An 11037-nucleotide genomic window follows, 5' to 3' on the forward strand; every position below is an offset into this window, starting at 1 on the left:
CATCAGTCGCCCCATTTATATATATTTAACTTTTGGGGTATAGCCAAGCGGTAAGGCAACGGATTTTGATTCCGTCACGCCCTGGTTCGAATCCAGGTACCCCAGCCATTTATTGCGGAAGTAGTTCAGTGGTAGAACACCACCTTGCCAAGGTGGGGGTCGCGAGTTCGAACCTCGTCTTCCGCTCCAAATATTTTATGGCGGCATAGCCAAGTGGTAAGGCACAGGTCTGCAACACCTTTATCACCGGTTCAAATCCGGTTGCCGCCTCCATATTTTATTACTCAATCGGTTTATCCGATTTTTTTTATCTCCATTATGCCGGTGTGGCGGAATTGGCAGACGCGCACGACTCAAAATCGTGTTCCTTTGGAGTGTCGGTTCGACCCCGACCACCGGTATCATATTTTACTAGAGAATCCTTGTATATCAAGGATTCTTTTTTTATTTGTAGAAAGCAATTAAGATCCTCTCAAAAGGTATACACAGTTATTTGAGAATTCGATTGGAAGGATCGAATTTATTTGAAATCGGATTATTAAGAGTGGCTACGGATTAAGACTTCAACAATTATGTTGGAGTCTTTTTTGTTTGTCTAAGGTCATCAGTAATAATTGCAATTCCACTTACAAAGAAATCAACTTCAAAACCCATCTGTTTTTCTTTAGTCATAATGCCAACCCTTATGTACTAGATAACCTTAAAATTTTTGCTAAAATATAATTAAAAACCAGAGGGGTGATCTTATGAAGGGAGACGATGATAAAAAGGATGAGATAGAAAAAGATTATAATGCAGAAGCTTCAAGATATACACTTGCTATTTTACTTGCAGCTTTATTGATTTGGGCAATATATGACTTGTTTAAAAATGATGAAAGTGGCCATGGTATTCAATGGGTATTGGTATCAGGCATAGTTTCAGTTTTTGAAGTAACTAAGCGTTATTTAATAAGAAGAGATGACAAGAAAAAAATAGATAGAAATTAATTTAAAATTACAGAATTTAAAAATTAATCATTTGGTAAAGACATAGATTCAATAAACAGGGGTTTTTGTTTAAAGTACACATTAAGAGTAGAGAAAAAGGACAGATTATGAAAAAGAGGTAAGGTACAATAATAAAAGATAAAAGTTTTGGAGGGGACAATAAATTAGCTAAATTAATTCGAATTTTGAAGAGTGTTATTTTAAAGTTTCAACATACTTTTAAACATTTCTCATTATTTTATATGCTGCTTTTGGCGGATCTATTGATAACGATTGGTGATTTTTCGATGATCTTTGTAGTTCCAGAATTAGCTCCAACTATCATTACAATAATCGCTATTGTTTATATTTGGAGAAAGTTTTTGAAGACTAATCCTAAATTTAAAAGCTTCGTAAGCTTGCTTAATTCTTTCATTGTGTAGAATTTTACATTCGTTTGGGTTTTTCCTTTTCCTGAAATAGATAAATAAAGATAATAAGACCTACTCAGCTAAAAAGCAAAGTGGTTTATTTCTGCTTTAACGCGAGTAGTAAGGGTTAAATTATAGTAGGAAAAGACATAATGCCTGTTAAGTAGCATTTTCGATGATTAGAGAGGATATCATTATGAACAGACACTTTTTTATTGCAGTTCCACTTCCTTCAGATATTAAAGCAGCTCTTAAAGTGAGATGTGAAGAAATGAAGACAGATTTTCATTTTAAACGATGGGTACACCAGGAAGACTATCACATCACATTGGCCTTTTTAGGTCATGCGGATGAAGAGCAATTACAGGCTGTATTGGATGAAACGAGGAAAAACCTTATGAAAGTTTCTCCGTTCGAATTAAAAATTCAAGGGTTCAATACTTTTGGAAGAAAAGAGTATCCAAGAATTTTATGGGTTGATCTGCTCGAATCTCAGCAATTAAATTTTGTGAGAGAAATAGTATACCGTGATTGTATGAAGGCTGGTTTTGAACTAGATAAAAAGCCCTTTACACCACATATAACTGTTGCAAGAAAATGGGATGAGGCCTGCGGGAAAATTCCGTACGAAGCATTAATGGAAGAAAATTTTCAGCTTCCAAAATTTCTAGTAGAAGAAGTGATTTTGTACGAATCAAAAATAGAGGAAACGCCAAAATATCATAGAAAAGCGGTCATTCGTTTAGATGGCCAATAATATTACAAGCAGCTCGTAAACCTAAAAATGAAAAGGTTTATGAGTTTTTTGTTTAAAACCATTTGTAATGATTAGTTCATGTTCCGTTCATTTAAGGATTTTATGCTAAGACTGTAAAAAGGAATGGAGGAGTTCACGATGAATCTAGCCTGGAAAGAAATTAAGAAAAATAAAGTACGATTTTTAATATTAGGTTCCATTGTTTTTCTTGTTAGTTTATTAACTTTTATTATTTCTGGTTTGGCGAATGGGTTATCACAAGATAATGCCGCTTTAATTAAAGACTTACCCGAAGGACAATTTTATATGAATGAAGATGCAGATCAAACTTATAATCTGTCAAAAATAGATAGCGGTACTCAAAATAAAATATTGAGCAATGAAAAGGATGCAGTAGCTTTTTCACTACAAATGGGCTTTTTAAATGATCAGGACAATAAGCAGCAAAGCGTTGCCTTTGTAACATCGACCGCTTCAGATTTATTTGAAAATGTGAAACATGAGGAAGTTATATTAGACAGCTCAATGAAAGATAAAGGAATTAAAGTAGGAGATACATTAACGAATAATCAATTTAACGGCAAGTTTGTAGTAAAGGGATTTGTTGACCAAAAGAAATATAGTCATGCTCCTGTTGCCTATATTAATAAAGAGGATTATAAAGAGATTTACCGTGTAGATGAAATGCAGATGATTTTCGTACCAGACGGGGATTCTTCAAAAGAATTTGCTGGATTAGAATCATTTTCTAATAAAGCGTTTCTCAATACAATTCCAAGCTATAATGCAGAACAAATGTCTTTAAATATGATTGTATGGTTTTTAGTAGTCATTAGTGGGATGCTGTTTGCTATCTTCTTCTATATGATGAATGTTCAAAAAATTGGTTTATATGGAATTTTGAAAGCCATTGGTGTGAAAACGAGTAAATTATTCAAAATGATATGGACACAGATGGCTATCATTACAGTGATTTCACTTATTTTGTCGGTAGCTTTTAGCCAAGCATTTAATCTGATAGAGCCAAAAGGAATGCCTTTCACTTTAACAATTGCGACAACAACGCAATTATCGATTGTATTCCTAATTATTGGATTTATTGGTGCTACAATTTCAGGCATCCAAATTAAAAAAATTCAACCATTACAAGCGATACAGCAAGGAGAGGCTTAATATGACTTTATTTAAAATCGATGAAGTTAGAAAAACGTTTAGGAATGGCGAGGTAGAGGAAGAAATACTTAAAGGGATAGATCTTTCGCTAAATGAAGGGGAAATAACAGCATTAGTCGGTGCATCTGGATCTGGTAAGAGTACACTTCTGACAATAGCTGCTGGGCTTCAGCCTGCAACAGATGGGCACGTAATATTTGAGGGGAAAAATATGTCCAGCATGAGCTCTGAAGAGGTTCGAAAAGTACGAGCAAGCGAATTTGGGTTTGTCTTTCAGTTTGCACACCTTGTACCTTTTCTTACCGTTGAGGAGCAACTACTGCTAATGCTAGATGTTTCTGAATCAAAATTAAAGAAGCAGGAACAAAAAAATGAAGTTAATCGAATACTAAAATTGGTAGGGATGGACCATCGAAAAATGGCTTATCCCTCGTCATTGTCAGGTGGAGAGAAGCAACGTGTTGCGATTGCCAGAGCAATCATTCATAAACCGAAAGTTCTTTTCGCAGATGAACCAACAGCAAGCTTAGATTCACAAAGATCAAAAGAGGTTATGTTACTAATTAGAGATTTGACTAAAACGTTAAACATTACTACTTTAATGGTGACACACGATGAAGAAATGCTTGCTTATACTGATCGTATTATTAAAATGAGCGACGGTGTCATTTTGCAAGATGACATTCGAATCGTAAAAAACCACAACCACATTTATTGATGGTTGTGGTTTTTTTGATTAAACAGCTAAGCTGATTTTCCGTTCTGTCTGGGCGCAATTTATAGATATTTTTCATAAGCCTAGTGTTATGTTACCAAACCACTAAACTAATGAAGCATATTATAGAAGGAAAGAGGGAGGTGATTTGAAATGGCGTTTGTCATTGCTTTATTGATAGTATTAGTTGGTTTAATAGCAGGATTCCAATTAACCGAAGGAAGGTCCGAGAAAGGGAATTACATCGTTTGGGGTATCATTACAATGATAGCGTTTGCACCGTTCTTATCTTTTGTAATTGGCGTAATGTATGGGATAGTGGTTAAAAATAGTTGGGCAACATCGATTATGATGTTTTTATCTCCTTTAATTTTTGTTATAGGGTTAATTATATTACTTTTAGGTATTTATAAAAATGATGGAGGTAAGCTTAAATAACTAGCTATTTGTCTCTGACAAGGGGTTGTTCCGTTCAGTGTTTTAGTTATCTTAATATAAAGGTAAAAAGCCGCAAGACTCCTACAAATTGTTTTTGAGATGAAGTGTAAATGAAATGCAGCGAAGGAGACATATGCCTTCGTGTCCAACATCCTATTTCTTGCCCTGATGCGGCTTGTGCCTTGCCGGCGGAAAAGCATAGCGGTTTTTTACCATCTAGAATGTTTATGTTAATCGAGCTTTTCGACTTACTTTACAGACCATTCTCATTAAAGCCCTGTGCAACGAAGGGAAGATCGTAAAGATAACATCCATTGTTTTACGCATTGGCATAGGACAGATAATAGGTTTATTTTTGTGTACACCTGCAATAGTGATTTTTGCTAGTTGCTGTGGAGACATCATTTTTTGTTTTTTCAATTGTTTGGCCATCACTGATTTATCGATATTAATAGCGGTTGCTTTATCGAAAATAGGTGTATCAACAAATGTCGGACATAGCGTACTTACCTTGATGCCAAATTCCTCAGCCTCATAGTGTAGTGATGTCGTTAAGCCCACAACAGCATGCTTCGTAGTTGAATATGCCGCAGATATAGGAGCTGGACCCAACCCTGCTGCTGATGAGGTATTGATGATATGTCCAAAACCTTGTTCCTTCATGATTCGATAGCCAACTTGAGTACCATATATAACGCCCCATAAATTAAGATCCACAATGTTTTTCCATTCGTCCATCGACATATCATACATTTCACCATACATAGCTATGCCAGCATTATTGAATAAATAATCTAATCTTTGAAATTCCTCATAGACATTTGTAATGACACGTTCAACACTTTTGTAATCGGTTACATTTAATTCAACAAATCTAGCATTTGAAGCATCTTTATTTAGTTCTACCTCGAGAAGACGCCCATCATGTTCGTTGATATCTGCAATAATGACAAATACATGACGACCTATTAATTCTTTGCAGATAGCTTTCCCTATACCTGATACACCACCAGTAACAATCGCAACCTTTCTCATATTCATCACCTCTAGTATGACTTCCTAATGGACGGTAGCTTCCTGCAATTGAAACTGTCTGATGAAAGCTGTGTATTCTTCCGCGACAAGTTCTGCTCCTTTACTATTTAAATGAACGCCATCTAACGTTAAATGTAGCCCTCGCTTTTTGGACAATCGGTCAATTCGCAAAGGATTTTTATAAAACAATACATCTTTCATTACTCGCATAACATTGGTGTTCATATAATCGGAACTATTAACTTGTTCCAAGTGATGCTCAAACACCTCTTGCATATTTAAAAAGCTAACATTTGCATATTTAGAGGAGATGGATTGAATAATGGAGGAGAGCTCTTTTAATTCCTTATTAGAAGTGTTTTTTATTGTCTCTCCTATTAAAGCTGGTGTTACTAAAACGACATGTTTAGAGGATGCTAAAATCATTTCTAAACAATTTACATAGTAATCTTTAAATTCTTGATGATCTTTTGTAACTGGCTGTGCCTGTACTTTCAAAAGTTTAGAGTAGACATCATTGACACCAATCCAAAGAAAACTGAGGTCATAATAAGTAGCTAGCTTCGATTTTTCCAAACGAGTGTGTAAGCTTTTTACTGTCTCACCTGGTTTACCGAGATTGTCAAATTCGAATTGTTGATGTTTTGTTGTTAGTAGTTTAAAAAATGAAACACCTGGTCGACCTTCTGTTAAGCTGTCTCCTATACATGCAATTTTCATTTATATCCCACCTTTTTTTATCTCCTTTAAAAAAATGGTTATTGCCTGGTGAAAGAGTGGCTCAAGTGCTTTCAGCTCCTGATTATTTGTAAGCTGACATAATCCCCCTAGCCATGTGCCAAGTAGAACCGTCCATTCTTCAATATTTCCATGAACAAATTCCCCTTTATCAATTCCTTCTTGCAGAATCGCACGATAAGCACTCATCGGTACGTTCGCTAAATTGTGCAGCTGTTGCACTGATTCAGGGCTCGATTTTGGATTGGAAGCTAGTTCTTGCCCTGATCTTAATAAAGGTGTTTGGTAATGATAGAGAACGTGCATGGCCATGCCATATAATTTTTCTGTTGCCGTGGAGTAGGTACATTCTTTTTGCAGCCATTTGTTGTTCCAGTCTTGCATTGTTTGTTGCGCTAAAAGAACGAATAGCTTTTCTTTGTTTTCAAAATGGTAATAAATATGTCCCTTGCTGTAGCCTGAAGCAGTTGAAATATCTCCAACTGATGTTTGATTATAGCCTTTTTGAGAAAACAAATTAACCGCATGTTCCATAATTTCAACTTTTGCTTTCTCGCTATCATAACGTCTTTTGTTCAATGATTTACTCCTTCTTAACATTTGAACGATTGTTCTAATTTGATTATACAATATTTTACTAATTAATAAATAGTTAAATACCTAAGTCATCATGCTGTCACAATTCCGTACTACCATTTCAGATGAAGTTTGGGATGATGCAATGTATAAAAGTTGCAACGGAAATCAACCCAACGTTATGTTGATGAAAAAATGGAGGAAATATCCATCAAATTGTTGAACTATAAATTATGATTTAAAAATTAGGAGGGGAATTAGATGGGGAGAGTAATAGGATTTGAATTGAATAGTCAGGAACCTGAAAAAGCTGCTGAGTTTTATGCCAAGGTTTTTGGTTGGCAGGTAGCTGCACCTAATTGGGAATATTGGGCTGTAACAACCGGGGATGATAAAAAACCAGGGATTAACGGCGGTATTGGTAAGGGTCCACATGACTATCCTTTTGGAACACGTATTCAAATTGAAGTGGATTCTATCGATGAAGCTATTTCGAAAGCTAAACAGAATGGTGCCATCATTGTTCGTGACAAAATGGAGTTCGATGAGTTTTATCTTGCCTATATGGTAGATCCAACTGGGCTTGGCTTCGGCTTAATTCAAAACAAATAATCTATTTAATAAGTCTCTGCAAACGATTGCGGAGGCTTTTTTACTACCCAATCATATTGGAAATAATACCTAAAAAAGTATATTATGAATAGTGGAGAAAGAGAGGGAAAGACATGAAACAAATATTGAAAATAGTATGTGCGCTATTAATAGCTGTTTGTTTAATACCGATTGAGGGTGTACATGCAGCGAGCTTCAAAGATGTGTCCAAGGATAACACATTAATAACCGAAATTGATTACTTAGTGGAAAAAGGAATTATCAATGGCTATCCTAATAACCTATTTAAACCAAATACATATGTAACGAGAGCACAAGTAGCTGTCATGCTAACACGTGCTTTAGGATTACAAACAACGAATGTAAAAGATCCAAAGTATCAGGATGTATCTACTACACATCTCTATTATAAAGAAATTGCTGCAGTACAAAATGCTGGAATATTCGATTCGGCACAGAAATTTAATCCGAATGCAACTCTTACAAGAGGGGACATGGCGATTGTGCTACAAAGAGCGTTTAAATTAAAGGGATCTGAGACGAGCTTTTTTACTGATGTTTCAGCTAAGACAAGAGGTTATAAGGAAATCTCAGCAATTTTTAGTAACAATATAGTAAGAGGATATGATGATGGTTCATTTAAGCCCAATTCACCTATAACGCGAGCTCACTTTTCAGCATTTTTAGCTCGTGCATTAACGCTATCGAATCCGAATTTATTAAAAGATACGGCGTTTGACTACACGTATTCATATTATTCGTTAAGTGATAAAAATCAATATACATTAAAATATCAGTATAGTCATAATGACGAAAAGAATGATGTGTGGACTGTAACTGATTTGAATTCTAATAAGGTGTTTAATAATGAGCTCTTATTTAGCGATGGTGAGGTTTATGGCCAAGTAATTGAAAGTGAAGAAAGTTCACATTACGATTTTGCTTTCAGATTACCACTTAGAATTGGCGTGATTGAACATGAGAATGATGGCGGGGTAATTTCAGGCATCCGAATTACTGTTAAAGCAACAGATGGTACTGTCCAAGCAGGTGGTGTAAAGTATAACAATGTTATTGTTCTAGAAGAAGCGTCCGTTTACAGTAATAGAGTTTCAACATATTATTTTGTAGATGGAATTGGTTTAGTTAAGGAGCTTTATAATGATGTTGTTGTTTACGAGTTGCTCAATCGTACAGTCAATTAAATGTAGCCACAAGAAAAGCAAGTCTCTTATTCATGAAGAGACTTGCTTTTTGTCATGTAGCATCAATCTAATAAAATACGAAAAAAACGATGAAGTGCTTGTCGCCATTCTTTTTCATTATGAGTTGTATAGGTTGTTAGGGATTGTCCCTCGTATATTCGAAATTCGCTATTAAGCATTGTATGTCGGCCACGAGGAGTACGAATCATCGCGATTTTATTTTTTTGTTTAGAAAGTCTTGGTGCAAACTTTGCATCGTTAGCGTCATCAAAAAAACTATAAAGTAAACGCCAATTATTCTTTGTTAGTTCGTACAGCATCCAGCCATTCGCTTCATCTCGTTCAATTTTATAAAGTTCATTACCTTCACGGTGTTGATGTCCAGCTATTAGTGGAACTGGATTACAAGGAGCTAGTGCACCTACACCAACATCCGAAATATATGATTGCCCATCGAAATTGACCAGCAATAGCTGATGCATAGGTACATCCTCAACAGGTGTATCTGCTTCATGGTTGCGCCAAAACTGTGCATAGCGATTGGTTACAGAAAAGCCAAGTTCGCGAAGTAGCCAACTAAATAAAATATTTAGTTCAAAGCAATTGCCTCCGCGGAGTTGAATAATGATTTTTTGAAAAAGGTCAGGAATAGCGAAGGAGATGCCATGTTTTAAGGCAACATCTAGGTTCTCATAAGGAATGGTATATAGATGTCTTGTTTGTAGCTGACCAAGTAGCTTAATAGATGGCTCTAAAGATCCTTGAAATTGAATAAGCTTTAAATATTGCTTTATTTGTGAATTCATAAAATCGCCTCACTTCCTTACTAAATAACATAACCGAAATGGTTTGAGAATACACGTGAATAATAGAAAGAAAATAATAGAAAAGAAGGTAAATAACTTGTAAAATGAAAATATTAACTACTATAAAGAGAGATATTTCCTATTATTTTAGTTAATAATAATGATTGTAAGGTAGGTATACGAATGACAAGCGAAATGAAATGGTTAGAAGTAAATTCATACGATGAAATGAGCAAAGTAGCAGCGGATATATTCACTAAACAATTACAAGTAAAACCAACAAGTATTTTAGGATTAGCGACTGGTGGTTCTCCTGTAGGAATGTATAAGGAATTAGTGAAACGCCAACAAGCTGGAGATTTATCTTTTAGCGATGTGATTACCTTTAACCTAGATGAATATGTAGGTCTCGATCAAACAAGTCCGGCAAGTTATTGGACATTTATGCATGAAAACTTATTTAATCATGTAGATATTACGGAAGAAAATATACATTTACCAAATGGTAAGGCAGAAAACTTAGATGCTGAGTGTGCGGCCTATGATGCTCGAATTAAAGAAGCGGGAGGAATTGATCTACAGCTTCTAGGTATTGGCGTTAACGGACATATTGGCTTTAACGAACCGGGTACATCTTTTGATTCAATGACTAATATTGTAGAGTTAACGGAATCTACTCGCACAGAAAATGCAATTTATTTTGATAACTCTAAAGATGTACCGACACATGCTATTACAATGGGCATTGAATCTATTATGAAAGCCAAGGAAATCGTGTTAATTGCATTTGGTGAAAAAAAACTAGAGGCTATGGAAAAATTGAAAAGTGGTATCGTCACTGAAGATTTCCCAGCAAGCCAATTATTAAATCATCCAAATGTAACGATTATTTACGGCGGAACAAAATAGGAATTAAGCGTAGACTTTGTATTATTTGAAGTCTACGCTTTTTTATTTTGGCATGCAGAGCGACGGAAGGGAGAGTTCAAGTGACGGATGGAAAGGCGAGAGCGACGGAAAGGAGAGGCAAAGTGACGGAAAGAAGAGGCAAGGTGACGGATGGAAACTAGAGCGACGGAAAGAAGAGCCGAAGCGACGGATGTGAAGGCGAGAGAGACGGAAAGAACAGCCAGAGCGACGGAAAGAAGAGCCGAAGTGACGGATGTGAAGGCGAGAGAGACGGATAGAAATCAGAGTGACGGAAAGAACAGCCAGAGCGACGGATAGAACAGCCAAAGTCGTGGATAGAATCGCCAAAGCGACGGATAGAACAGTCAAAGTCGTGGATAGAAACGTCAAAATGGCGGATAGAACAGCCAAATTCGTGGATAGAGCCATCAAAGCGACGGAAAGAAGAGCTAAGGTGATGGATAGAAATCAGAGCGACGGATAGAAATCAGAGAGACGGATAGGAGAGCCAGAGCGACGGAAAGAAAGGCCAAAGCGACGGAAAGAACAGCCGAAGTGAAGGATGTGAAGGCGAGAGAGACGGATAGAAATCAGAGAGACGGATAGGAGAGCCAGAGCGACGGAAAGAAAGGCCAAAGCGACGGAAAGAACAGCCGAAGTGAAGGATGTGAAGG

At 36.2% G+C, this 11037-nt stretch carries 12 protein-coding genes and 4 tRNA genes; 12 read left to right on the forward strand and 4 right to left on the reverse strand.

Annotated elements, in window-relative coordinates; all coding sequences use genetic code 11:
- The first annotated feature begins 33 nt into the window (after positions 1-33).
- The 9 genes from ACIQ7T_RS13130 (at position 34) to ACIQ7T_RS13170 (ending at position 4482) form a co-directional block, all read left to right on the forward strand.
- A tRNA-Gln gene (locus tag ACIQ7T_RS13130) sits at positions 34-108 on the forward strand.
- Positions 109-114: 6 nt separating this feature from the next.
- Positions 115-189 (forward strand) — tRNA-Gly (locus ACIQ7T_RS13135).
- 10 nt (positions 190-199) lie between these two features.
- A tRNA-Cys gene (locus tag ACIQ7T_RS13140) sits at positions 200-273 on the forward strand.
- A 47-nt stretch (positions 274-320) separates the two neighbouring features.
- Positions 321-401 (forward strand) — tRNA-Leu (locus tag ACIQ7T_RS13145).
- Positions 402-746: 345 nt separating this feature from the next.
- Positions 747-989, forward strand: a complete 243-nt coding sequence (locus tag ACIQ7T_RS13150) for a hypothetical protein (protein ID WP_370081043.1) — start codon at positions 747-749, stop codon at positions 987-989.
- A gap of 606 nt (positions 990-1595) precedes the next feature.
- Positions 1596-2156, forward strand: coding sequence for an RNA 2',3'-cyclic phosphodiesterase (gene thpR, locus ACIQ7T_RS13155; protein ID WP_370081041.1), 561 nt, complete (start codon positions 1596-1598; stop codon positions 2154-2156).
- A gap of 138 nt (positions 2157-2294) precedes the next feature.
- Complete coding sequence (locus ACIQ7T_RS13160) at positions 2295-3329, forward strand: ABC transporter permease (protein ID WP_402870862.1); 1035 nt, start codon at positions 2295-2297, stop codon at positions 3327-3329.
- A gap of 1 nt (position 3330) precedes the next feature.
- A complete protein-coding gene (locus ACIQ7T_RS13165; RefSeq protein ID WP_370081037.1) occupies positions 3331-4047 on the forward strand; it encodes an ABC transporter ATP-binding protein in 717 nt (238 codons plus the stop codon).
- A 150-nt stretch (positions 4048-4197) separates the two neighbouring features.
- A complete protein-coding gene (locus tag ACIQ7T_RS13170; protein WP_402870865.1) occupies positions 4198-4482 on the forward strand; it encodes a hypothetical protein in 285 nt (94 codons plus the stop codon).
- A gap of 225 nt (positions 4483-4707) precedes the next feature.
- Here the strand turns inward: ACIQ7T_RS13170 and ACIQ7T_RS13175 are convergent, their stop codons facing one another.
- From ACIQ7T_RS13175 to ACIQ7T_RS13185, 3 genes are read right to left on the reverse strand one after another with little or no spacing between them, the layout of a single operon-like run.
- Positions 4708-5523, reverse strand: a complete 816-nt coding sequence (locus tag ACIQ7T_RS13175) for an SDR family NAD(P)-dependent oxidoreductase (RefSeq protein WP_402870867.1) — start codon at positions 5521-5523, stop codon at positions 4708-4710.
- An 18-nt stretch (positions 5524-5541) separates the two neighbouring features.
- Positions 5542-6237 (reverse strand): SGNH/GDSL hydrolase family protein, encoded by a 696-nt coding sequence (locus tag ACIQ7T_RS13180; protein ID WP_402870870.1) that lies wholly within the window; start codon positions 6235-6237, stop codon positions 5542-5544.
- Positions 6238-6834 carry a TetR/AcrR family transcriptional regulator gene (locus ACIQ7T_RS13185; protein WP_402870873.1) on the reverse strand — a complete coding sequence of 199 codons (597 nt, stop codon included), beginning with the start codon at positions 6832-6834 and terminating at the stop codon, positions 6238-6240.
- A gap of 258 nt (positions 6835-7092) precedes the next feature.
- On the opposite strand from ACIQ7T_RS13185, the gene ACIQ7T_RS13190 reads away from it, so the two are divergent.
- Complete coding sequence (locus ACIQ7T_RS13190; RefSeq protein WP_402870876.1) at positions 7093-7443, forward strand: VOC family protein; 351 nt, start codon at positions 7093-7095, stop codon at positions 7441-7443.
- A 113-nt stretch (positions 7444-7556) separates the two neighbouring features.
- Positions 7557-8648 carry an S-layer homology domain-containing protein gene (locus ACIQ7T_RS13195; RefSeq protein WP_402870879.1) on the forward strand — a complete coding sequence of 364 codons (1092 nt, stop codon included), beginning with the start codon at positions 7557-7559 and terminating at the stop codon, positions 8646-8648.
- A gap of 62 nt (positions 8649-8710) precedes the next feature.
- On the opposite strand, the gene ACIQ7T_RS13200 is transcribed toward ACIQ7T_RS13195, so the two are convergent.
- On the reverse strand, positions 8711-9454 hold the full coding sequence (locus ACIQ7T_RS13200) for an arylamine N-acetyltransferase family protein (protein ID WP_370081025.1): 744 nt from the start codon (positions 9452-9454) through the stop codon (positions 8711-8713).
- 195 nt (positions 9455-9649) lie between these two features.
- On the opposite strand from ACIQ7T_RS13200, the gene nagB reads away from it, so the two are divergent.
- Entirely contained in the window at positions 9650-10363 is a 714-nt protein-coding gene (gene nagB, locus ACIQ7T_RS13205; RefSeq protein ID WP_370081051.1) for a glucosamine-6-phosphate deaminase, read from the forward strand.
- The last annotated feature ends 674 nt before the right edge of the window (positions 10364-11037 follow it).

Origin of the sequence: Lysinibacillus sp. NPDC096212, assembly GCF_044763105.1 — a bacterium.
Taxonomy (GTDB): Bacteria; Bacillota; Bacilli; order Bacillales_A; family Planococcaceae; genus Lysinibacillus.

Bases quoted from the DNA above. Each gene is read 5' to 3' on its own strand.
- thpR (WP_370081041.1), top strand. From the start codon at position 1,596: ATGAACAGACACTTTTTTATTGCAGTTCCACTTCCTTCAGATATTAAA.
- ACIQ7T_RS13160 (WP_402870862.1), top strand. From the start codon at position 2,295: ATGAATCTAGCCTGGAAAGAAATTAAGAAAAATAAAGTACGATTTTTA.
- ACIQ7T_RS13200 (WP_370081025.1), bottom strand. From the start codon at position 9,454: ATGAATTCACAAATAAAGCAATATTTAAAGCTTATTCAATTTCAAGGA.
- ACIQ7T_RS13165 (WP_370081037.1), top strand. From the start codon at position 3,331: ATGACTTTATTTAAAATCGATGAAGTTAGAAAAACGTTTAGGAATGGC.
- ACIQ7T_RS13150 (WP_370081043.1), top strand. From the start codon at position 747: ATGAAGGGAGACGATGATAAAAAGGATGAGATAGAAAAAGATTATAAT.
- ACIQ7T_RS13180 (WP_402870870.1), bottom strand. From the start codon at position 6,237: ATGAAAATTGCATGTATAGGAGACAGCTTAACAGAAGGTCGACCAGGT.
- nagB (WP_370081051.1), top strand. From the start codon at position 9,650: ATGAAATGGTTAGAAGTAAATTCATACGATGAAATGAGCAAAGTAGCA.
- ACIQ7T_RS13190 (WP_402870876.1), top strand. From the start codon at position 7,093: ATGGGGAGAGTAATAGGATTTGAATTGAATAGTCAGGAACCTGAAAAA.
- ACIQ7T_RS13170 (WP_402870865.1), top strand. From the start codon at position 4,198: ATGGCGTTTGTCATTGCTTTATTGATAGTATTAGTTGGTTTAATAGCA.
- ACIQ7T_RS13195 (WP_402870879.1), top strand. From the start codon at position 7,557: ATGAAACAAATATTGAAAATAGTATGTGCGCTATTAATAGCTGTTTGT.
- ACIQ7T_RS13175 (WP_402870867.1), bottom strand. From the start codon at position 5,523: ATGAATATGAGAAAGGTTGCGATTGTTACTGGTGGTGTATCAGGTATA.